The 21407-nt window shown below is 65.2% G+C and carries 19 protein-coding genes; 1 reads left to right on the top strand and 18 read right to left on the bottom strand.

Features of this window, described 5'->3' with window-relative positions:
- On the top strand, window positions 1–783 hold a 783-nt coding region (locus BOO71_RS21805; RefSeq protein WP_075836005.1), incomplete at its 5' end, for a carbohydrate ABC transporter permease.
- 93 nt (window positions 784–876) lie between these two features.
- Here BOO71_RS21805 and BOO71_RS21800 read toward each other — a convergent pair.
- The 18 genes from BOO71_RS21800 to coxB all read right to left on the bottom strand — a co-directional run bounded on the left by BOO71_RS21800 (window position 877) and on the right by coxB (window position 21374).
- Complete coding sequence (locus tag BOO71_RS21800; protein ID WP_075836003.1) at window positions 877–3231, bottom strand: glycoside hydrolase family 15 protein; 2355 nt, start codon at window positions 3229–3231, stop codon at window positions 877–879.
- 3 nt (window positions 3232–3234) lie between these two features.
- The gene (locus tag BOO71_RS21795; RefSeq protein WP_075836001.1) at window positions 3235–3621 is read right to left on the bottom strand and encodes a sensory rhodopsin transducer; all 387 of its coding nucleotides are present in this window, start codon (window positions 3619–3621) and stop codon (window positions 3235–3237) included.
- Window positions 3622–3764: 143 nt separating this feature from the next.
- On the bottom strand, window positions 3765–6377 hold the full coding sequence (locus BOO71_RS28500; RefSeq protein ID WP_083653726.1) for a GMC family oxidoreductase: 2613 nt from the start codon (window positions 6375–6377) through the stop codon (window positions 3765–3767).
- Window positions 6367–6831 carry a hypothetical protein gene (locus tag BOO71_RS21780; RefSeq protein ID WP_075835999.1) on the bottom strand — a complete coding sequence of 155 codons (465 nt, stop codon included), beginning with the start codon at window positions 6829–6831 and terminating at the stop codon, window positions 6367–6369. Before BOO71_RS21780 ends, BOO71_RS28500 begins: the two co-directional genes overlap by 11 nt.
- Entirely contained in the window at window positions 6824–7213 is a 390-nt protein-coding gene (locus BOO71_RS21775) for a hypothetical protein (RefSeq protein WP_075835997.1), read from the bottom strand. The genes BOO71_RS21780 and BOO71_RS21775 overlap by 8 nt, the downstream gene beginning before the upstream one ends.
- Complete coding sequence (locus BOO71_RS21770) at window positions 7197–8207, bottom strand: SDR family oxidoreductase (protein ID WP_075835995.1); 1011 nt, start codon at window positions 8205–8207, stop codon at window positions 7197–7199. Before BOO71_RS21770 ends, BOO71_RS21775 begins: the two co-directional genes overlap by 17 nt.
- Entirely contained in the window at window positions 8204–9316 is a 1113-nt protein-coding gene (locus BOO71_RS21765; protein ID WP_075835993.1) for an enolase C-terminal domain-like protein, read from the bottom strand. Before BOO71_RS21765 ends, BOO71_RS21770 begins: the two co-directional genes overlap by 4 nt.
- Window positions 9309–11138 carry a thiamine pyrophosphate-requiring protein gene (locus tag BOO71_RS21760; protein WP_075836025.1) on the bottom strand — a complete coding sequence of 610 codons (1830 nt, stop codon included), beginning with the start codon at window positions 11136–11138 and terminating at the stop codon, window positions 9309–9311. The genes BOO71_RS21765 and BOO71_RS21760 overlap by 8 nt, the downstream gene beginning before the upstream one ends.
- Window positions 11139–11419: 281 nt before the next feature.
- Window positions 11420–12703 (bottom strand): polysaccharide deacetylase family protein, encoded by a 1284-nt coding sequence (locus BOO71_RS21755; RefSeq protein WP_075835991.1) that lies wholly within the window; start codon window positions 12701–12703, stop codon window positions 11420–11422.
- Between the two features lie 4 nt (window positions 12704–12707).
- Window positions 12708–13829: a hypothetical protein gene (locus tag BOO71_RS21750; RefSeq protein ID WP_075836023.1), complete on the bottom strand. Its 1122-nt coding sequence runs from the start codon at window positions 13827–13829 to the stop codon at window positions 12708–12710.
- A 63-nt stretch (window positions 13830–13892) separates the two neighbouring features.
- Entirely contained in the window at window positions 13893–15056 is a 1164-nt protein-coding gene (locus BOO71_RS21745; RefSeq protein ID WP_083653729.1) for a heparan-alpha-glucosaminide N-acetyltransferase domain-containing protein, read from the bottom strand.
- An 89-nt stretch (window positions 15057–15145) separates the two neighbouring features.
- Entirely contained in the window at window positions 15146–16606 is a 1461-nt protein-coding gene (locus BOO71_RS21740; protein ID WP_254843255.1) for a cytochrome b N-terminal domain-containing protein, read from the bottom strand.
- Window positions 16603–17157, bottom strand: a complete 555-nt coding sequence (locus BOO71_RS21735) for a ubiquinol-cytochrome c reductase iron-sulfur subunit (RefSeq protein WP_254843254.1) — start codon at window positions 17155–17157, stop codon at window positions 16603–16605. Before BOO71_RS21735 ends, BOO71_RS21740 begins: the two co-directional genes overlap by 4 nt.
- A complete protein-coding gene (locus BOO71_RS21730; protein ID WP_254843253.1) occupies window positions 17154–17531 on the bottom strand; it encodes a hypothetical protein in 378 nt (125 codons plus the stop codon). Before BOO71_RS21730 ends, BOO71_RS21735 begins: the two co-directional genes overlap by 4 nt.
- The gene (locus BOO71_RS21725; RefSeq protein ID WP_254843252.1) at window positions 17515–18078 is read right to left on the bottom strand and encodes a cytochrome c oxidase assembly protein; all 564 of its coding nucleotides are present in this window, start codon (window positions 18076–18078) and stop codon (window positions 17515–17517) included. The genes BOO71_RS21730 and BOO71_RS21725 overlap by 17 nt, the downstream gene beginning before the upstream one ends.
- Window positions 18075–18716: a cytochrome c oxidase subunit 3 gene (locus BOO71_RS21720; protein ID WP_254843251.1), complete on the bottom strand. Its 642-nt coding sequence runs from the start codon at window positions 18714–18716 to the stop codon at window positions 18075–18077. The genes BOO71_RS21725 and BOO71_RS21720 overlap by 4 nt, the downstream gene beginning before the upstream one ends.
- Window positions 18706–20406, bottom strand: coding sequence for a cytochrome c oxidase subunit I (gene ctaD / locus BOO71_RS21715; protein WP_075835986.1), 1701 nt, complete (start codon window positions 20404–20406; stop codon window positions 18706–18708). The genes BOO71_RS21720 and ctaD overlap by 11 nt, the downstream gene beginning before the upstream one ends.
- The gene (gene coxB / locus BOO71_RS21710) at window positions 20403–21374 is read right to left on the bottom strand and encodes a cytochrome c oxidase subunit II (protein WP_075835984.1); all 972 of its coding nucleotides are present in this window, start codon (window positions 21372–21374) and stop codon (window positions 20403–20405) included. The genes ctaD and coxB overlap by 4 nt, the downstream gene beginning before the upstream one ends.
- Window positions 21375–21407: the final 33 nt, after the last annotated feature.

Below are 21407 nucleotides of genomic sequence, written 5' to 3'. Positions count from 1 at the left end.
GTGGGCATCGTGGTCACGCTGTTTCCCTTCATGTGGATGCTCCTGACCAGCCTCAAGAGCTTTCAGGAACTGTTCAACCTGAGCTTCCTGCCCGAATCGCCCACCCTGGACAACTACCGTCAGGTCCTGCTGGAAACCAAGTTCATCCAGTGGTTCGGCAACAGCCTGCTGGTGGCCGGTGTGACCACCGCCACCGTGCTGTTCTTCGACTCGATGGTGGGCTACACCCTGGCCAAGTTCGACTTTCCCGGCAAGAACCTCATCTTCATCCTGATCCTCTCCACGCTGATGATCCCCACCGAGATGCTGGTCATTCCCTGGTTCGTGGGGGTCAGCGACATCCACCTGACCCAGAGTGTGCCGGGAGCCTACTTTGCGATCATGTTCCCCGGGCTGATGAGCGCGTTCGGGGTCTTTCTGATGCGGCAGTTCTTCGAGACGCTGCCCGATGACCTGCTGGAAGCGGCACGCATCGACGGCATGAGTGAATTCGGCATTTTCTGGCGGATCGCTTTGCCGCTGGTTCGCCCGGCGCTGGCCAGTCTGGCGATCTTCACCTTTCTGGGGAACTGGAATGCGTTCCTGTGGCCGCTGATCGTGATCCAGAGACCGGAGTTCCGCACGCTGCCGGTGGGCACCGCGCTGTTTAACGGGGAAGCGGGAACGCAGTGGGGGCTGATCATGGCGGCCAGCAGTCTGGCGGTGATCCCGGTGCTGATCGTGTTCGCCATCTTCCAGAAACAGATCATCGAGGGCATCGTGTTGACCGGGATGAAGGGCTAGAGACGACATTCTGGAACGCAACGTTAGAGCAAAAGCTCCAACGCTGCGTTGCTTTTTCTGGCCGGGCAGAAGCTCCGAAGTGACCCGTCAAGGTCACTCTCCCAGCTTTACACGGTGATCTTTACCTTCCCAGCCATCGCCGTAGCGACGGGTGAAATTCAGCGCCGAGTGACGTGACAGTTCCTGCGCCGGGAACTCCACACGCCACAACCCGAAAACGCCTGCCTGCGCCTCACGCTCCTGCACGCCCTCCCAGACCGCCGCCGCGCCGAAACCGAAGCTCAGGGTAAATGGGCGGGTGTCCTCGATCCACAGCGACAACCCGGCAGGCAGCTCGAATGAGAGTGAGTCGGTGCGCCAGAAACGGATTTTCGGAGGCGGGCCACCTTCCAGATAGCGCTCCTTCACCGCCGCCAGTGCCTCGTAAGCCTGACCGTGTTCGCGCGCCCACAGCAGTTTCAGGTACTCGGCGTGCGCCCACACGAGGGGCATGGCGCTGCCCGCCGGTTTGCCCGGCTGAAACGCACGGATGGGCGGCGCATCCCAGACCTGTTCGGGAAACAGGCCGCCGGGACCGCTGGAATGCAGCATGGCCCCGATGTACGGGTCTGGCGACTCGCCCGCCAGCAGCGCCAGATGCGCCCGCTCCCCGGCCAGCAGCGGCCAGGCACGCCCGATGCCCTGGCCCAGATACGGGCCGCCGTCCGCCGTATTGCCGTAGCCATCGTGCTGGTAGCGGTAATACAGCGGGCCGACGGGCGAGTCGTAGCGCAGTTCGCCGTCCACCACTTTCAGGGTGTCACGGATACGCGGATCGTCGGCGCGGCGCAGGCCCACGCGCACCAGATAGCCGAAATCGAGACTGACCAGCCCGCCCGCCTGCACCGTCAGGCCGCCCGTATTGCCGATTTCCACGGTCTGCCGCCCCGGATTCTGTCCGGCTTGCGGCGCGATTCGGATGTAATAGCCCGGCACGCCATATTTCTCGGCCAGCGGGGCGTCGTCACCCGTCACGTAGCACCACCCTTCTAAACGGGCGTTCCAGTCGTCGGCCAGGGCCAGCGCGTAGTCGGCCTGCTCTGGCTCCAGCCACGGCACGGCAGCCACCAGCGCGGCGATCATGATGCCCAGGGTGTAGGCGGTGACGCCGCTGTTTTCCTCCCAGCGGTCTTCCTGGCTGAGCGGGCCGTGACGGGCGATGTAGCCTGCGGCCCGCCGCGCCGCCCATTCCAGCGCCTCCTGCCGGAAGGCCGAATCCAGCCCTTCCTCGCGCAGTTTGCCCATCAGCAGCAGCACGAAGGCGGTTTCATCCAGTTGATCGCCAGACCAGAACGGCTCACCGTTGGGATACAGGTTCTGCGGCCAGTGACCGTCCGGGGACTGCGCCGCCAGCAGGTAATTCAGGCTGCGGAGGGTGTCGTTCGGCTGCCCCACCGCCAGCAGTCCGGTGGCCGCCTCCACCATGTCGCGCGGCCAGACCAGGTGGTAGCCGCCCAGATCGCTGTGGGCCTGCCCGAACGGCACGCTCAGGCTGGCGATGATGGCACCAGAGAAATCGCTGCCCTCGTGGACACGGATCACCTGGGCGCTCAGGCGGGCGCGGTCACGTTCCTCGTCGCTACCTGCCGGAAGCTGAAGGCGGCCCGTCCAGTGCGTCCAGTTTTCCAGAAACTCGGCGCGTTGCTGAGCATAGGGACGCTGAAGACTGCCGCGCGCATGGATGGCCGCCCCTGCCGCATGCCGCGCGAAGGCTAGGGCCAGCGTGCCACTCGCCGTCTTCAACTCGCCCATCAGGGCCACGTTGCCACCCTCGGCACGCGCGTACTGCCAGGTCATCTGGCCGTGCTGCGCGAAGTCCTGCCAGCCGTCGCTGACGCCCACAAAACCCGCGCTCATGCCGCCGTAGCCACCGCTGCACGACATCGCCAGCGCCGCGTCCCCCCGCGTGGCATACAGCATGCCATCCTGCACCCAGGCCGTATTGTCCGCGCCAGAATCGGCCAGATGCGGGGCCAGCAGCGCGTACAACGTGCCGCCACCCTCCAGCGCGTAGTCGATCAGCAGAGAGTCGTTCTCGATGGACGGCATGATTTCCAGACGAAGTTTGAACGCCGGATCATCCGCGTGGACATGCGTGACCCCGATCAGCGGGCCAGTCTTACAGGGCGTCAGGGTGTAGGTGCAGTCGCGCTTCACGTCCACCCAGCCGCCTGCGGTTTTGAGGATAAAGGTCAGGTCACGCACCTGCGGCTCGCCGGAAGACGGCCAGTAGACCTCGTTGACCACGCCGTAGCCGACAGCGGCCCTTACGCGCCCACCGCCCAGCGCGCCGGTCACGGCGTCCTTGGCGCTGCTCGTCCATTTGGGGGTCAGGCCAGGGCGTCCGGGGGCCTCGGGGGCGTGTGGATCAGGATGGACCGGGCTAAGAGGTGGGGAGCTGGGGGTCATGCGTTACTCCGTGTAGGCGATGGTGCTGAGCAGCGCGTTCTCGGCCTGCCGCGAATCCAGCCGGGTGTGCTGCACGATGATCGGCGTATCCGAGCGAATGACCGAGGCGTAGGCCACGCTGACCGGAATCGGCTCCGGGTCTGTCAGCGTGTTAAAGCGCTGGTGCAGCGTGCGCCGCGCCCCCACCGTCAGTTTGTACGGCCCGACGGGACCACGGTCCTCGAAGTAGATGGTGATTTCAACGTGTGCGTCGCGGTCATTCGGGTTCAGGATGCAGGCCGCCTCGTGCGACAGCAGCTCCGGTTCGGGGCCGTTGCTCCAGCCGGGAATCCAGCCTTCGGGAATGGCCCAGACGAGTTTGCCGATGTCGGGATTGGAGGGTTGGGACATGGATTCTCCTTTGGAGTGGTTGTGGGGGGTGGGTCGTAGGTTGTGGGACAAAATGGGGAGCAGTGCGCGGTGAAAAGAGGGGGGAGGCGGTTCACGAAAAACGGTACGCAGTGTTTTTTCCATCAACCATCACCTATCAACCTCTACCCCATCGGCCCAAACAACTCCGCCCGCTCTTTCGTCCGCTTCGGCTGCGGCGTCGGCTGCCCGTCCGGCACCTGCCCCCGGCTGAAACGCTCGCCCAGCCGTGAACTCAGGGCCATGATCGTCAGCGCGGGATTGGCGCTGCCCTGCGTCGGACAGGCGCTGCCGTCGGTGACGAACAGGTTCTCGGTGCCCCAGACCTTGTGATCGCTGCTGACCACGCTGTCCTCCGGCGAGAAGCCCATGCGGTTGCCGCCGATCAGGTGGGCAAAGCGTTCCACAGCGATAATGTCCTGCGCCCCGGATTGCTGGAGTAGCCCCTTGATGAAGCGCATGGCATAGGCGATGTTCTTCTTATCGTTGTCATGCAGCGAGTGGTCAAAGCGGGCGACGGGCAGGCCGTTGTGATCCGTCACGTCCGCCAGCGTCACGCGGTTGTCGGCGTTCGGCAGCAGTTCGCACAGGCCGCCCAGGCTGGCCCAGTGGTTGTAGTCGCGCCCGTATTCGCGCAGCGCGTCGCCCCAGTGGCCCTCGCCCAGAATGTTGTGCGCGAAGCCGATGGGCAGCGGCCCGGTAGTCTGGATCGAAAAGCCGCGCTTGAAGCCGCGCTCATCATCGGTCTCGTAAAACTGCTCGGTGCTGATTTCGGGTGGCGGGGCCTTATAGGTCCGCAGCATTTCGGGAAAACGGCCCATCACCACGGGCGCACCCTGCACCATCACGTAGCGGCCCACCTGATCGTGGCGGTTGCCCACGCCGTCCTCCCAATCCTTCTGGGCGCTGTTGAGTAAGAGGCGCGGCGACTCAATCGCGTAGCCCGCCACCGCTACCTTCCTGGCTTTTTGACGGCGAATCTGGCCGTCCCTGATGTATTCCACGCCCGTCGCCCGCGCCCCGTCCATCAGCACCCGCAGCACTGTACTGTTGGCGCGAATCTCCGCACCGTGGTTGATGGCGTCGGGAATGTGCGTCACCAGCGGGCTGCCCTTGGCGTTCACCTTGCAGCCCTGAAGGCAAAAGCCCCGGTAAATGCAGTGCGGGCGGTTGCCGAAGGTGCCGTTGGCAATCCCCACCGGGCCGATTTTCAGGTTCATCCCGAATTTGTCGGCCCCGACGATCAGCCGCTCCGCCGCGCCGCTGACCGGGTGCGGGCTGTGGGTGTAGCGGTGAACGTGGCCCCAGGGCCAGTCCTGCCCGGCGGCGGGCAACTCCACCTCGCACGCCTCGTAATGGCGGGCCACGTCCCAGTAACTGATCGGCCAGTCGGCCCCCACGCCGTCCAGCGAGTGCGTCATGAAGTCGGACGGGTGGAAGCGCGGCACATAGCCCGCGTAATGCACCATGCTGCCGCCGACGCCGTGGCCGCTGTTGTTCTTACCCATCGCCACCGGATCAGCGCCGCCGATGATGCGTTTGCCGTTCCAGTAGATGTGGTGCGAAGCCGCCTCGTCGCTGACCCAGTCGGCATCCGGGTCCCAGAAGGGGCCGCCCTCCAGCACCACCACCCGCCAGCCCACGCGGGCCATCCGCTGCGCCAGCACCCCGCCGCCCGCACCCGCGCCGACGATCAGCAGATCCACCTCGTCGTCATCGGTGTAGCGCCGCATCCTGTCCTGCGGCACAGCGCGTTTGTGGACGTGCAGCAGGCGGAAACTGTCGTTCTCCTTGGGCTGGATGGCCCCCTTGAGCAGCCGCTTGTAGCTGTTGGCCCGGAACTGGCGCGGATTGGCGGCAAGTTCGGCGGAAATGGCAGCGGCGCGTGCCGCCTCCGTTTTGAGCCAGTCAAGATCTATCGGCTCGTCCGCTTTGACCTTGCTGCCCAGATGTTCCTCGTTGTCTTTCAGCAAAGCGGCGTTGATATCGCGCGTTTCCGGCTTCTCCCAGGGTTCGCGCTGATCGCCGTCCTCGTCCAGCGCCATGCCCAGCCGCATGTAGCCGCGTGGATAGGCCGGGCCACCGAAGCCGACTTCATTCCAGGCCCACGGGTGGCTGTAAAAACCCTCCAGCAAATCGCCCGTGATGACCTGAAAGGCGCGTTTGACATTCATTCCGTCCCACGCGCCGCCCGAAAGTTTGCCGTCCATAAAATCGCTGAGGATGGCAGCTTGCGTCTCCAGATTGGCGTCCGCGTACTGCGCCGCTTCTCGTTCCCGCGCCGTTTCATCAAGGCCCGCCGCCGCCCGCCGCCAGGTGTCCTGCTCGCTGGGAAGGTCATCAAACTGATAGCCGTTGACGCCGCCACCGTTCGCCGCGTGCAATTTGGCGTCCACATGCGCCAGCACGTCCACTTTCGGCGCGGTGTGCTGGGCCAGCAACACGTCCGAGAAGGCGGACAGGGTGCGCCATTCCTGCGGCGTAAAGAACTTCGGTTCGCCGTAAGGTTCCAGCCGTTTCAAGACCACCTTGCGCGTCACCTCGTCCCAGGCGTTCTCCTGCGAGAGGGTGTCAAAATCGGGGTAGCGCCCATGCATTTGCGGCGTGGTTCCGGCCCGCTGGCGCGGCAGATAACTGGGATCGGGAGCCTGTCCGCCGCGCTGCTTGGGCAGGTGATCCGCCGAGCGGAAGGGATTGGTCTGTGTGGCAGAAGTCTGGGGGCGCGATTTAGTCGTCATCTCCACCCTCACGCCGCACCAGCGAGGCCAGCAGGCCCATACCGCCCACCATCGCAAACAGCCCCGGCGCGATCACGGGCGGCCCCATGACCACGTTGTAGGCCGCGAATTTCCAGCCGCCCGGCTTGCGGGACACCCCGCGAATGTGCATCACGAGGCCCACCGCCCCGGTCAGCATGTACAGCAAAGACGCGGCTGGCAGGGCCGTTTTGGCAGCCCTCGCGCTAAAAATCCCCGCGATTCCGGCAATCACCAGCGGCGGCGTCACGATGATCGGAGACCACATTACGCGGTTGCCGAAACTGCCCTTGTAATGCTCGTAATAGACCTCGGCGCAGACCAGCAGGGCGCTGGCAGCAGTGACGCCGGACATGCTCTTTTCAAAGCGTCCGTGGTTCACGTCACACAGGATGACCTTTACGTCGTTCTGGGCGCATTTCTCCAGCCTATTCATCGGACCCCCACAAAGCCACCATACTCACCGCGCTCGCGCCCAGCGCCACGAGACACCAGCCGCACAACTCCTTCTTTTTCAGGTAGGTGCCGCCCGAACGCGAAACGGCGTACAGCAGGTCAAGACCCACCTTATATTTCGCCAGCGAACTGCCGCACGAGACCAGCAGCAGCGTCAGCGCGTAGCTGCCCAGGCCCAGTGGACCGTCGGGCAGGCCCAGCACCTTGCTGTCCTCGGAAGTGGTCAGCTTGTCGGACTGAAAGACCTTGCCGGGCAGCTCCGGCAGATGATCCAGCAGATCAAACTGGCGGGCGCTGATGACCGCCAGCGAGGCCAGTGCCGTGACAGTGGCGACGGTGGCAACCCTATCGGCGGAGCGCACGGCTGACCCCCCAGACACCTGCGACGGCCACGGCCAGCGCCCCCGCGAACAGAGTTCGGTGTTCATCCAGCGGCAGCTCCCAGCTCGTGGTTCGTGCGCGGTCATCAAAACGCCCGTGCATGCCCCAGTCCTTCTCGTCGTCCAGCGGGTGAAACATGTTGTCGGGGGCGTCCTTGGGCTGGGCCTGATCGGTCATCTGGCCGTTGATGCAGGTTTTCGCCAGATACCAGTCGCCCACGGCGGGCAGGAAATTATTGCCCCACACGGCCACCCAGGTGGGAAAGCCCACCAGCAACTCGCGGCGTCCGGTGTCGGCGGCGTACAGGATGGCGGCAGCGGGAATCTCCGGCTGGTAGATCGGCGGGACGGGCTGCGCCTTGCGGGGCATCCGGGTTCTGAGCCAGTCAAACTGCGGCGTGTTGATGGCCGGCATCTGCACCATGCTGACCGTGACCTTGCTGTTCTCGCTCAGGAGTTCGGCCCGCAGAGAGTCGCAAAAGCCCTGGATGGCATGCTTGCTGCCGCAGTAGGCGCTCTGGAGGGGAATGCCCCGGTATGCCAGCGCCGAGCCGAACTGAATAATGCGCCCCGAATCGCGCGGCAGCATCCGCTTAAGGGCCGACAGTGTGCCGTACACGAAACCCAGGTAATTCACGTCGGTCACGCGCTTGTATTCCTCCGGCTTCATGTCCTTGACGTAGCTGAACACCCCAGTCATGGCGACATTCACCCACACGTCTATCGGGCCGAGTTCGGTTTCAATGCGTTCGGCTGCGGCCTCCACCGCGTCGGCATCGGCCACGTCACACTGAACGACGAGAGCCTTACCGCCCGCCGATTCCACTTCTATCTTCGCGCCTTCCAGGCCAGCCCTGCCGCGTGCGATTAAAGCCACGGTGTCGCCGCGCTTGCCGAAAGCGACGGCCACGGCGCGGCCCGCTCCGGCACTTGCGCCCGTCACGACGACGATTCTCGGTTTCTTACTTCTGGTCATGATGACCTCCATTCGGTCTGTAAATAGGGTTGGGCGTCCGCCGCCTTGAAGGTCAGGCCAAGACCCGGCTGGCTGCGGTCTGGGTAGAGGAAGCCGTCCCTGAGTTCGGGAACACCGTCAAAAAACATGTCCTCAATGCGGATGTGGTCAAAGAAATACTCCACGTTGACCACATTCGGCAGTGCGGAGGCCAGGGAGGCGTGCAGGGCCGGGGCGGTGTGGGCGCTCAGGGGAAGACCCGCGCCCTGCGCCTGGGCCGCCGCGTTCAGAAAGCCGGATGCACCGCCGCAGCGCGTTCCGTCGGCCTGGAGGGTGTCCACCGCGCCCGCCGCCAGCATGTGATGAAAGTAGGTGGGCGTGTACCCGTACTCGCCCGCCGCGATCTGCATTCCGCCGGGGCCACGGTCTCGCAGCAGCCTCAGCCCCGCCAGATCGTCGCTGGAGACAGGTTCTTCAAACCACGACACGTTCAGATCGGCAAATTTCTCGGCGAATCCCAGCGCCTGCTTGCGGCTGTACGCGCCATTGGCATCCACGAACAGAGCCACGTCGTTGCCGATGGCGGCGCGGGCGGCGGTCACTCGGTTCAGGTCATCTTCGGGGCGGCTGCCGATTTTCATCTTGACGGCCTTCAGGCCCTGCTGCGCCCAGCCGCCGAGCTGCTTTTCCAGCTCCTGCACGCTGTAACTGGTGAAGCCGCCACTGCCGTAGGCCAGCACGCTCTCGCGTGCGCCACCGAGCATCTGTACCAGGGAGATGTCCAGCAGCCGCGCCTTGAGGTCATGCAGGGCCACATCCACCGCCGAGATTGCGCCCGCAGCGACGCCCGGCCAGCCCAGGTTGCGAACGGCCCCGGCCATCGTCCAGAAGTGGCAGGCAGTATCCAGCGGGTTTTGACCGTCCAGCAGCGGCCAGAGCGTGTGCTGAATCACCCCAGCGGCAGCCGCGTCGGCGTAGGCGTAGCCCAGCCCGGTTTTACCACCCGCCTCCACCTCCACGATCAGGACTCCGGTGCTGTCCCAGCAGGCGGTGCCGTCCGTCTCGGCGTCGGTCAGCGTCGGCACGCTGTAGGCGCGGACAGTCAGACGGGTGATCCGGGCGTCAATCATTGTCCTTGTCGCCCTGGCCGATGTGCAGCGCCCCCTTGACCCGCGAAACGCCCTCGGTGACCAGCGCCTTGGCCGAGTCCACGATCACGTTTCCTTCCTCCGGGTCACCCTTGAGCAGCGCTTTGGCCGTGTTCATGGCGTATTCCAGGCTGATGTGCGCGGGAATGGGCGGCACGTTCTTGCTGACGTAGGCGTCGATCAGCGTGACGCCCCGGTAGGCGAAAGCGGCGTCCCAGGCGGCCCCTACATCGTCACCCTTCTTCAGACGGATGCCCTTGAAGCCCAGCAACTCGGCGTACCCGGCGTAATCCACCGTCTCCACATCCTGCGAGCCGTCCCACAGCGGGTTGCCGTCCTCGGTTCGCATTTCCCAGGACACCTGCTCCAGATCGTCGTTGTGCAGCACCATGATGATGAACTGCGGATTGGCCCAGGTGTTCATGTACTTCTTGATGGTGATCAGCTCGTTCATGCCCAGCATCTGAAACGCGCCGTCACCGATGGTGCAGATCACCGGGCGTTCGGGATACGCGAATTTGGCGGCGGTGGCGTAGGGCATGGCCGCCAGCATGGTTGCCAGCCGCCCGGACAGATCGCCCATCATGCCGCGCCTCAGCCGGATGTGGTGGCCGTACCAGTCGGCGGTGGTGCCCGCGTCGCAGGTCACGATGGCCTGCGGGGGCAGCCGTTTATTCAATTCGTGGAAGACCAGACGCGGGTTGAGTTTCTCGTATTCCGTGTCGGCCTGCGCGGTCATCTCCTGTTCCCACTCCACCATGCCCTTGCTGACGCCCTCCTGCCAGACCAGATCCGTTTTGGCATCCAGGTACGGGATCAGCGCCTCCAGCGTGGCCTTCACGTCGCCCCACAGGTTCAGTTCGGTGGGATAGCGCAGGCCCATCTGCTCAGGCTTAAGGTCCACCTGAATGGCCCGCGCCTGCCCGGTTTTGGGCAGAAACTGGCTGTAGGGGTAATTGGTGCCCAGCAGCAGCAGGGTGTCGCAGTCCTTCATCATTTCCAGGCTGGGGCGCGAACCCAGCAGGCCCAGTTGCTGCGCGTGGTACGGCACGTCGGACGGCACCACCTGTTTGCCGCGCAGGGCGGTGATGATGCCCGCGCCCGTCAGCTCGGCCACTTTCAGCACCTCGTCGGTGGCCCCGTTCGCGCCGTGGCCCACCATCACCACCACCTTTTTGCCCGCGTTCAGGATGGCGGCGGCCTTCTTGATCTCCATGTCTGGCGGCGTGATGGACGTGGACGGCGCAACCGCACTGCTGCGCGAGACCCACTGCTCGCGGCCCGGTTCCTCCATTTTCATGCTCTGAACGTCGTGCGGCAGGATCACCACGGCGGGGGCCAGGCGGGTGCGGGCGGTGCGGAAAGCGGTATCCACCACGGCCTGCGCCTGCTCCGGCGACACGATGGTCTGCACATAACAGGCCACGTCCGCGAAAACGCGCTCGAGATTGCTCTCCTGCTGGTTGAACGTTCCCAGCGAGTTCAGCCCCTGCTGCCCCACGAAGGCCACCACGGGCTGGTTGTCCATCTGTGCGTCGTACAGGCCGTTGAGCATGTGAAATGCGCCGGGGCTGGAGGTGGCGATGCATACGCCCACCTCGCCCGTGAACTTGGCGTGCGCCGTCGCCATCAGGGCGCAGATTTCTTCGTGGGTGGGGCGGATGTATTTCAGGCCCTCGCCCTTGCGCTCCGCCCTGCCCAGCGCGCCATCAAATTCCCCGATGCCATCGCCGGGAAAGCCGAAGACGCAGGTGACGCCCCACTGTTGAATCCGGTCAATCACAAAATCGCTGACGTTCGCCATGATCATTCCTCCATGTCTTGTGTGCCGATCCGCTGAGCTTTCGGGCGGCTCTGTGTTTTCGGGCCGCGCTGCATTCTCATGATCTGCGTTCTCATGAGCAGCGAGGTCCGTGCCTGACACCCGTGTCCGGTCCATGCCAGGTCAACACCAGGAGCGTACCCCCGCCCTTTCAACGTTCAGATGAAACATTCAAGAAAGATTGCGGTTTGGTGCGGGTTTCTTGATCTTTCTAACGGCATGTGGGCTGGGCTAATAGGTAGGGCTGGGCACTCCGCACGGCCCTACTTGGGCAGGCCGCCCACCGTCGTCAGATGCACCCGTTCCTGGCGGGCCACCCGCAGAAATTCGCGCAGCACGTCCAGCATCTGCGGGGCGTTGTCGTGCAGCAGCACGATGCCGCCGGGGCGCAGGTTGCGTTTTAATCTGGCCTCCAGCAGCGCGTCGCCGGGGTTGGCGAAGTCGCCGGGATCATCGGTCCAGAACACGGTGGTCAGGCCCAGCCTGCGCGCGGCTTCCAGGGTCTGCGGGGTGTAGTCGCCGCCGGGGGGACGGAAATAGCGGGCGGGCTTGCCTGTCAATTCCCTGATCACGTCGTTGTCCCACTGCATTTCCCGGGACGCCTCGGCGAGCGGCAGAGGCGGCAGGCGAACGTGGTGGTAGGTGTGGTTGCCTACCTCGTGGCCCGCTGCGGCCATATCGCGGACAAAATACGGGTAGGCGCGGGCGTTGCGCCCGATCACGAAGAAAGTGGCGTGATCGCCGCTGCGGCGCAGCAGATCCAGCAGCAACGGCTCGAACAGCGGATGCGGCGCGTCGTCGAAGGTCAGGGCGGCGATGCGCCCGCCGCCGCGCCTGCCCCGGTAGAGCAGCCCGTCATGCAGGCCGCCCACGATCTGCGCGGTGGTTCGCCGGATATCCCGCACGTTCTGCCGCGCCTGATGGACAGGTGCCGCTTTGTCCGTCTGAAGCTTCGGCGTGGTTTCCAGCACCTGATCCGGCTCACGGTAGGCGGGCAGGTTGCCGGGGTTGACCCAGACCCGCTCGTAACTGGCCACGCTCCCCGCACTGGCCGCACTCCCCGCCTGCTCCTGGGCCGTCCAGGCCAGAAAGTCGTCGAGCCTGTTCCGGGGTACGCTGGCCGTCAGCACAGGCAGGGGGCCGCCAAAGCCCGCGTAGCTGCCCCGGTCATACATGCTCAGGTCCACCTCGCTCAGGCTGGGGCGGGCGGCCAGCACGCGGCGCACCACCTCGGCAGCCAGCGGGCGAAGCGTGCCGCGCTCGGCGGGGGTCACCGTCACGATGGCGTGCGCGGCCTCGATAAAGCCGTTGCTCAGGTATTCGACGCGGTAGACCTGCGTGATGGGCGGCGTCAGCGTCAGCGTGGGCAGCGGCGGCGCGGGGCGGGTGCCGGGCGCGACAGGCTGAATCTGGCCGGGCATCTGGGCTGCTTTTCGTGCCAGCGCCGAAGGATGGACGGAAGGGGCGGCGGCAAAAGCGGCGGCCTGGTGAACGGCCCCGGCCAGCAGCAGACCGAGAACGATTCGTCGGGGCAGGATGCGGGTCAAGGAATCACCTGTAGGCGGCGCTCAGGAGCGCGAAGAGTCGGAGGGCAGGGGTGAAAACCAGCGCGGAATGACCCACACTGGCCTGGGCCGAGGCCCATTTCAGGTTGGCGGCCATCCCGACAGGGGTGTGGCCCTGTGCGGCGTACAGTTTGGCCGCTTTCAGGTACTGCGCCCGCGCCTCCGCGTTGCGGCTCTCCTTGCGCCACACATTGCCCAGCACGCCTGCGGCCAGCGCATTGTTCGGTTCCTCGGCCAGCGCGGCCTTCAGCCATTTCTCGCTGAGCTTCAGGCCGTCGGTGGTGGCCTTCCCGGTGCCGGTGCCCAGCAGGCCGCCGATGGCCCGCTCGCCCCGGTAGTAATCGAACTGCGAGCGCACGTAATGCAGGCTCAGGAAGGACAGATCGGCGGGTTTGATCGTTCCCTTGCCGTCCGCACGGGTAGAGGACGTGATCACGTCTCCGGGGCCGAAGCGGGCGTTCAGGAAGCGGTAGCCTCCAGCGGCCCAGGCCAGCACGCCGCCGTGACGTGCGGTGGGCGTGGGTTCGCTGGCGTCCACCTCCAGATCGCCCGCGCCGCCCGGCAGCCGCAGCACGCTGGTCACATGGCCCAGATTGCTCTCCTGGCCCTCCTGACTCTTCCAGACCATCACCAGTCCGGCGTCCAGCCCGGCACGCTCCAGCAGTCCGGCGATCACCACGCTCTGGAGCAGGCACTGGCGCTCGCCGTTCGTGGCGAGACTGGCGAACTCGAAGCCGCGTTCCAGACTGAACCTCGGCACCACCTTCTTGATAAAAGCGTGTGCCCAGACGGCTGTTTCACGCGCCAGTCTGTCGCGGGCGTCGCCCTTCGCGGCCTTCAGCTCGGCCTTGCGGATGTCCAGCGCGGCCCCCAGCGTCTGGCCTTTTGCCGCTCCAGCCTTCAGCGGCAGGCCCGATTTCAGGTACGCCCCGTCCAGCCAGTCGGTGAATTTACCGTTGAGGCCCGCGAGTTTGTACGAGTCGGCGGCCAGGGCATTGAAATTTGTGCCGCCGTAAGTCAGGTTTGCCGGGGTGTGGTTTGCTGGGGCGGCCAGCGCCGATCCGAGCAGGCTGCACAGCAGCAGGGTCATGTGTCGTTGGCGCATCATATCGGGTCCTTTGAGCGGTGGGGAGACGCATGGGCAGGCTAGAAAGATCAGGCGGGTCAGCATTCACAGCTTCCAGATCAGCCCCCGCCGCGCCATCCAGGCCAGCCCCAGCCACACCGCCAGCACGTAGCCCAGCGTGTACACCAGCCCGCCCGCAAACCCACCCAGATGCGTGCGGCCCAGTTCCAGCAACGAGGCGAGGATGCTCTGGCTTTTCCCGGTCCAGCTCACCTGCCACTCCAGCAGAATCCAGAACTTGATCAGGATGGGCAGCATGTACCCGGCCAGCGCGTTGCGCCCCGGAATGGTCAGCGGGGCCAAGAGCCTGCGCCCAAAGCGCACACGCCCCGAATCGGCGAGCAGCCAGAAGGCCAGCATCCCCAGAATGCCCAGCCCCGCGCTGTACAGGATGTACGGGGGTGTCCACAACGCCTTGCTGAAAGGGATGTGCCCGCTGGCCGCCCAGCCAAAACCGATGACGCTGAGGGCCAGCCCCAGCCCCAGCAGCTTGAGCGGCGCGCGGCTGTCGCGTTGTTGCAGGGGCCGGGCCGCCAGCGCGCCCAGCAAGACCAGCGCGGTGGTGGGAATCACCGAGATCAGGCCGCGCAACCCCAGGGGGGTCAGCACCACGTCGTTGACCGTCTGCACCGGGTTCTGCGTCTCAGAAATGATGCCCACGCCCGCCGCGTGCGGGGTCAGGGTCAGGAAGGCGGCGTAGCCCACCAGCAGCGCGGCGGCAATCCCAGCCTGCCACCATCCGCGCAACCCACCCAGCAGCGCCGCGCACAGCGTCGCCAGGGCGATCAGTTGCAGCACGCCCAGCCCCAGCGTGGGGGCGTGGATGGTCACGCTGGTCAGGAAGGCCCCGACCAGATATAGCAAAATAGCGCGGGTCAACAAGCGGCGCACCCGCAGCCAGCCGACGACGCCCGAACGCGTCATGGCCGCCAGCGAGAACGGCAGGGCCGCCCCGGCGCACAACAGGAACCACGGGAAGACCAGATCGGTCAGGGTCAGCCCGCCGAAGGGCGCGTGGACCAGTTGGTACGGCGTGCGCCCACCCAGCGCGACGTTGTTGACCAGCAGCATCAGCAGCACGGTCAGGCCGCGCCAGGCGTCCAGGGCGGTCAGGCGGGCCGTCTTGACCCTCTGCGGCGTTCCAGTGCCGATCTGATCCGTGCCGATCTGGGCTTCCGCCGGAATTCGTGTCACGGAAAAGCTGCTCATGGGGCGATGGTGCGTCTGCCAGATGACGCCCATGTGAAGTGGCGCGGCAGTGTGCTGACCGTCAGCACGGTCTGCTCAGGGCCTTCCGGTCACTGACGCGACGCCAGAAAATTCACCAGATCGCGCAACTGGTCCGTGGTCAGCACCCCGGCATATGAGGGCATGCTGGCCGCGCCGTTCTGGATACGCCACGTCAACTGATCCTTGGTCAGCCGCTCCCCGATCTGGCTGAGGTTGGGACCGCGAATCCCACCCTGCCCGTCGATCTTGTGGCACAGGATGCACGACTGGTCATGGAACAGCGCCGCGCCGCGCACCACACTGGGATCGGTGCTGTTCACCTGTTGGGCCGTCAGCGGCGGCGTCCCGAAACGTGGCAGCCACGGCTCACGGTAGCCCAGTAGCGTCAGGCTGAAGATCATCCCCACGGTCACGACGACGATGCCGATGGCCCAGGGGCGGCGGCTGGGCGCACGTTCGCCCTTATTGCTCACCAGCGGCAGCGCGATCAGCCCGACAATCGCCAGCAGCGGCGCGAGAATGATCATCAGGTTGGTAATGCCATACGGCCACAGCGCCAGGATCGAGAAGTACCAGATCAGGTACCAGTCGGGCTTGGGATCGGCGTTGATCAGGCTGGGGTCCGGCGGCTTGCTCAGCGCGGGTGCGCCAAATTTCCAGGCCAGAAACGCCATCAGGATGATCAATGCACTGCCGAACACGGTGTCCCGCCATGCCGCGTCCGGCCAGAAGGGAACACCGTCCTTTTTGACGCGGGCCTGGTACTCCTGCTTGTAGGTGCGCGGATCAACCCTGCGCCCCGGCACGGGCGGTTCGCTGATGCCGTTTCGCAGCACCAGAAACACATGTAGCCCGATCAGGCCGAACAGCAGCGCCGGAAACCAGTAGGTGTGCAGGGCGTACAGCCGCGACAGTGTGCCTGCATTCAGCGTGTCCCCCGCCATCAGGAAGCGGGCCAGGATCGGGCCGACAATCGGGGCGCGTGACGCCTGCTCCGCGCCCACCACCACACTCCAGACGGCGGTCTGGTCCCAGCGCAACGTCTGCCCGGTAAAGGCCATCGCCAGCACCAGCAGCAGCATCACCACGCCGCTGATCCACTGCATTTCACGCGGGTATTTGTAAGCCGCCGAGAGGTACACCCGGATCAGGTGAATGCCCATCATCACCACCATCAGCGACGCGCCGAAGTAATGCAGCCCGCGCACCATCGCCTCGGCGGTGCCTGGGGTGGAGATGCGCTGGAGGCTCTGGTACGCCGTGGCGCTGGACGGCTCAAAGAACATTGCCAGCGTGATCCCCGTCACCACTTGCAGGATGAAGGCGAACAGGGTGGCGCTGCCGAACACAAAAGCCCATTTGCTGCGCTTCGGAACCCGGTGGCCCGCCACGGTGTTCAGGCGACTGATCAGTCCGGTGCGGTCTTCCAGCCAGCCAAGAAATAAACCGTATTTCTTCTCGGTAACGGCAGGCGGCGTGTCGTTCGCCTCATCGATCTTGGCCTGTTTGGTTTGAGCGGGATTGCTCACGAGTCACCCCCCGGCCAGGTCAGCGTGGGCAGCGGCATGGCGGCGCTCTGGAGTTGCACGTCCTGACCTTCCACGCGCACGCCCAGGCGTTGCAGCGGAATGCGCGGCGGCCCGGCCACGTTGATGCCCTCGGCGTTGTAGACCCCGCCGTGGCAGGGGCAGAAGTACAGACCGGAACCCTCCTGATGCCGCACCGGGCAACCCAGATGCATGCAGACGTTGTGCAGCGCCAGCCAGTCGCCGGGCCGCCGGGTCAGGTAGGCAGTGTCCTTTTTGATGTCGCCGCCGAAGCTGCGTGCGCCGGGCCGGATGAACGTGACCAGCACCGTTTTCCAGAGGGGAAAGTCGGTCAGTTGGCCCACGGTTTGCCAGTCGCCCCGGCCCCCCTTCTGAAAAGCGGGATCAAGCACAGCTTTCGCTATCGGATAGCCCGCCGCCGCTGCGGCCAGCGCTCCTGATCCCAGGCTGAGGCCAATGAGCAGCTTGCGGCGGGAGGGTTCCTGCGTGTCGTCCTGACCTGCCATGTCAGAACTGGCGTGCGTGTCGCTCATGTTTCCTCCTGCGGGCCAGCGGGTTGAACCGTGGCCTGAAAGCTGTCCCAGGCCCACATTCCGCCGCCCAGAAAAGCCACCACCACACCCAGGCCCACGATCCCCCAGGTGGAAATCAGCAGCCCCAGCGCCGTTCCCGCCAGCCCGAAGGCCAGCAGCACGGGCGCGAGCGTGGGGTTGGCCTCAGCCATTTCACGCGGGCGCGTCCAGCCAGGGGGCAGCAGCACATCGTCGGGCAGCGGTTGGGGTTCAGGGGCGGGAATAGAGGCGGGTTCGGCTTTCAGGGGCAGGGAGCCTAGCCGACGCAAAAGCCAGTACATCGGAAAGCCAAGCACGCGCAGCAGCGGGGCCAGCACCTTAGACAGTCTGTTCATTTCTCGTCTCCGCAGTTTTCAACACCAGCATGAAGTGGTAGAACGCCGCCGCCATCACCACGAAGCCGCCCACCACCCACATCAGCACGCCGCCCAGCGCGGTGTCGTCGGGAAGGGTCATGACGTAGGCGTCGCGGCTGAAGGTAATTGCCGCGCCCAGCAGCGCACAGGCGGCCATCTGGGCCAGCAGCAGCAATGCCGCGCCCAGCCCGCCCCGTGCCACCCGCGCCCAGAACAGCAGGCCCGCACCCAGAAACAGCAGGCTTTCCATCAGCATTCCGCCAGGGGTCATCAGCCGCGCGTAGACGGCGGGAAGATGGACGCCATACGTCACGACGTTGAGGGCCAGAAACGCCAGTGGTCCGCTGATGTGCGGACGCCAGTGCGGGAGTGCCAGAATCAGCAGCGGCGCGGCCCCCAGCGAGAGCAGCAGATGTGCGCCCATATGCAGGCTGAAACTGCCAGGGCGCATGCCCATGCCGGAAGCGTAGAACAGCGCGGCGCTGAGGACGGCGACAATCGCGCCGATCAGAAATGCCCGCCTCACGGCCCACCCCACACGTACAGCAGCAAAAACAAAACCACCCACACCGCATCCACAAAATGCCAGTACAGGCCCAACGCCGCCGTGAAGCCCTCGCGCCGCCCATCCAGCAGACCCCGGAAGCGCAGCATGCCCGTCACCAGCAGGGCCAGCGCACCGAAGGCGACATGCAAACCGTGCAGGCCGGTCAGGGTGTAGAAGCCCGTGAAGAACAGATCGGCGTCCACCGTCGCGCCCTGGGCGTTCAATTTGATGTACTCCTGCGCCTGCCCGTAAAGGAAGACGAAGCCCAGCGCGGCGGTGACGATGTAAAGAATTCCAGATACTTTTGCCTGCTTCTTGAAATAGTCGGCCAGCACCAGCGCTCCGCTGGAAGCCCACAAGCCCAGGCTGAACCAGATCGTCGTACCAGGGTCTAACGCGCCCTGCGCTGGCCCGTGCGAGTAGCGCCGCAGGTAGATGTTCGCCACCAGCAGCAGCAGGAAAATGACCGTGTCCGTGACCAGAAACCCCGCCATGCCCCAGAAGCCGTTGGAGCGCGGGCTGGCGTCCATATGTTCAGGCGGCAGCGGCAGGGCCGATACATCCAGGGACTGCGAAACACTCGGAATCATTGGGATGGAGGACGGCTTACTGCTCATGGCCCTTCTCCTCCGGGCGGATGTGGCCCTTGCCCTGCTGGTCATGGCGCGTCGGGCGCTGGTGATCCGGGTCTTCCGGGTGCGCCAGATCCCACAGCGGGCGGCTGGACTTGATCGGCGGCAGGCGCACGAAATTCCCCCTGGGCGGCGGGCTGGTGGTGGCCCATTCCAGCGTCCAGGCTTGCCAGGGGTTGTCGCCCGCAATCCGGCCCATCCGCCAACTGATCACGATGTTGATCAGGGTCAGCACCAGCCCCAGCCCCAGCACAAAGGCGCTGACGGTGGAGAACATGTTCAGCGCTCCCCAGCCGGGCAAGTCGGGATAGGTGTAGACGCGCCGGGGCATGCCCATCATGCCCAGCGCGTGCTGCACCAGAAAAACGCCGTTGAACCCCAGCGTGATCATCCAGAAGGCAGGCTTGCCGAAGCCCTCGCTGAGCATCCGTCCGGTCATCTTGGGAAAGTAGAAGTGCAGGCCTGACAGCAGCGCGAACAGCGTGCCGCCCATCAACACGTAATGAAAATGCGCCACCACGTAGTAACTGTCGGTCAATTGCCAGTCAATGGGCAGCACCGCGAAGCTGACCCCGGTGATGCCGCCGAAGGTGAACTGCACGATAAAGGCGATGGCGTACATCATCGGCACGGTCATGCGGATGCTGCCCTTCCAGAGTGTCGCCACCCAGTTGGTGACCTTGATGCCGGTGGGAATGGCGATCAGCATGGTGCTGGCGGCGAAGGCCAGGTTCACCGGACGCGCGAAGCCCACCGCGAACATGTGGTGGGCGTACACCGCGAAACTCAGGACCGCAATCGCCACCGTGGAACCCGCCACGAATTCGTAGCCGAAGATCGGCTTGCGCGAGAAGACCGGGATGACCTCGCTGATGATGCCCCAGGCGGGCAGCACCATGATGTAGACCTCCGGGTGGCCGAACAGCCAGAAATAGTGCTGCCACAGCACCGGGCTACCGCCGCCCTGAAAGAAACGTCCGCCCAGCGCCCGGTCCACCTCCAGCATGATCAGGGCCGCACTCAGCGAGGGCAGGGCGAAGGCGATGATGAAACTGTTGACGAAGACCATCCACGAGAACAGCGGCATCTTCCACAGGCCCATGCCCACGGCGCGGTAACGCACGGTGGTGATGATGATGTTCAGGGCCGTTAACGTGGTGCCCATGCCCATCATCAGCAGCGCGGCGGCCCAGAAGTCGGTGCCCAGGCTGGAGCTGAAGGGGCGCTCGGACAGCGGCGCGTAGGCGAACCAGCCCGCGTCGGGCGGCCCTTCCAGCAGGCTCAGATAAAGGACGATGCCGCCAAACGCGGTCAGCCAGAAGCCGAAGGCGTTCAGGCGCGGAAAGGCCATGTCCTTCGCGCCGATTTGCAGCGGCAGCAGGTAGTTGGAGAAGCCCAGCAGCATCGGCATCACCGCCAGAAAGATCATGGTGGTGCCGTGCAGGGTAAAGAACTCGTTGTAGGTGGTGGCCTCCAGCAGCGTGTTGCCGGGCCGCGCGAGTTGCAGGCGCATGATCAGCACCTCCACCCCGCCGATCAGGAAAAACAGCGCCCCCAGCGCCAGATACATCATCCCGATGTCCTTGTGATCGGTGGTGGACAGCCAGCGGGTCAGGTTGCGTGGGCGGCTGATCGGGGCGGACGCAGTCTCAACAGGTACAGGCGCGGTGGTCATTGCAGCGTCTCCAGGTAGGCGGTCAATTGCCGCAGTTGGGCGTCGTTCAGGCGGTAATTGGGCATGCGGACGCCGGGCTTGACGGCCTGCGGGTTCTTCAACCAGCGGCGCAAGTTCTCCGGCGTGTTGTCCAGCACGCCCCCGGCGATGATGCCACGCGAGGCGAAATGGGTCAGATCAGGGCCGACTTTTCCGCGTGCGCCGATGCCGCGCAGCGTGTGGCACTCGCCGCAGCCCTGGCGCACGAACAGCCCCGCGCCGTCCTCTACATCGGTCTGGTTGGGGGGCGGTGGGGCCGCCTGCTGCGCCTGCTTTGCCAGCCACGCCTGAAAGTCCTGCGGCGTCTGGGCGATCACCTTGAAACGCATCCAGGCGTGTTGCGCCCCGCAGAATTCGGAGCAGGCCCCCAGGTAGGTGCCGGGTTTGTCGGCCTGAATCCACAGCCGGTTGCCCTGGCCCGGAATGGCGTCCATCTTGCGGGCCAGTTGTGGCACCCAGAAGTCGTGGATCACGTCGGCGCTGCCCACCTCCAGCAGCAGTTTTCTGCCGGTGGGAATGTGAATCTCGCTGGCGGTACTGACCACGCCCATGCCCGACGGATTGGTGCCACGCGGATAGCTGGCCTCCCAGAACCACTGGTGGCCGGTCACGATCAGATCGGGGGTGCCGTCCTGCCCAGCCTGCGGATCGATGCGGTTCATGGTGGTCCAGGTCAGGACGAACAGAACAACCAGAATGCCCGCCGCCATCAGCATCCAGATGATCTCATCGCGGGCGTTGCCGAAGATCTGCGGGGGTTCACCGTCCGCGCCCCGGTGTTTGTAGCGCCAGATAAAATAGAACGTCAGGCCGGTGACGAGGGCGAAGACCGCCAGGCCGATCTCCAGGGTCACGTAGGTCAGGGTGGTGATCGGCACGGCCAGGGGTGAGGCGGGCTGCAAGGTGGGTAGGACGGCAGGCGCACTCATGGGGGGGAGTGTAGTCCTCTCACACGGCGCGCA

The sequence above is a fragment of the Deinococcus marmoris genome (genome assembly GCF_001949125.1).
Lineage (GTDB): Bacteria > Deinococcota > Deinococci > Deinococcales > Deinococcaceae > Deinococcus > Deinococcus marmoris_A.
Note: the sequence above shows the minus strand (reverse complement) of the source record. Positions and strands in the feature narration are given on the sequence as shown.

What these genes read in the sequence shown, in the direction of transcription:
- BOO71_RS21800 (WP_075836003.1), bottom strand. Translation starts at nt 3,231, where the DNA reads ATGACCCCCAGCTCCCCACCTCTTAGCCCGGTCCATCCTGATCCACAC.
- BOO71_RS21795 (WP_075836001.1), bottom strand. Translation starts at nt 3,621, where the DNA reads ATGTCCCAACCCTCCAATCCCGACATCGGCAAACTCGTCTGGGCCATT.
- BOO71_RS28500 (WP_083653726.1), bottom strand. Translation starts at nt 6,377, where the DNA reads ATGACGACTAAATCGCGCCCCCAGACTTCTGCCACACAGACCAATCCC.
- BOO71_RS21780 (WP_075835999.1), bottom strand. Translation starts at nt 6,831, where the DNA reads ATGAATAGGCTGGAGAAATGCGCCCAGAACGACGTAAAGGTCATCCTG.
- BOO71_RS21770 (WP_075835995.1), bottom strand. Translation starts at nt 8,207, where the DNA reads ATGACCAGAAGTAAGAAACCGAGAATCGTCGTCGTGACGGGCGCAAGT.
- BOO71_RS21765 (WP_075835993.1), bottom strand. Translation starts at nt 9,316, where the DNA reads ATGATTGACGCCCGGATCACCCGTCTGACTGTCCGCGCCTACAGCGTG.
- BOO71_RS21760 (WP_075836025.1), bottom strand. Translation starts at nt 11,138, where the DNA reads ATGGCGAACGTCAGCGATTTTGTGATTGACCGGATTCAACAGTGGGGC.
- BOO71_RS21750 (WP_075836023.1), bottom strand. Translation starts at nt 13,829, where the DNA reads ATGATGCGCCAACGACACATGACCCTGCTGCTGTGCAGCCTGCTCGGA.
- BOO71_RS21745 (WP_083653729.1), bottom strand. Translation starts at nt 15,056, where the DNA reads ATGAGCAGCTTTTCCGTGACACGAATTCCGGCGGAAGCCCAGATCGGC.
- BOO71_RS21735 (WP_254843254.1), bottom strand. Translation starts at nt 17,157, where the DNA reads ATGAGCGACACGCACGCCAGTTCTGACATGGCAGGTCAGGACGACACG.
- BOO71_RS21730 (WP_254843253.1), bottom strand. Translation starts at nt 17,531, where the DNA reads ATGAACAGACTGTCTAAGGTGCTGGCCCCGCTGCTGCGCGTGCTTGGC.
- BOO71_RS21720 (WP_254843251.1), bottom strand. Translation starts at nt 18,716, where the DNA reads ATGAGCAGTAAGCCGTCCTCCATCCCAATGATTCCGAGTGTTTCGCAG.
- ctaD (WP_075835986.1), bottom strand. Translation starts at nt 20,406, where the DNA reads ATGACCACCGCGCCTGTACCTGTTGAGACTGCGTCCGCCCCGATCAGC.
- coxB (WP_075835984.1), bottom strand. Translation starts at nt 21,374, where the DNA reads ATGAGTGCGCCTGCCGTCCTACCCACCTTGCAGCCCGCCTCACCCCTG.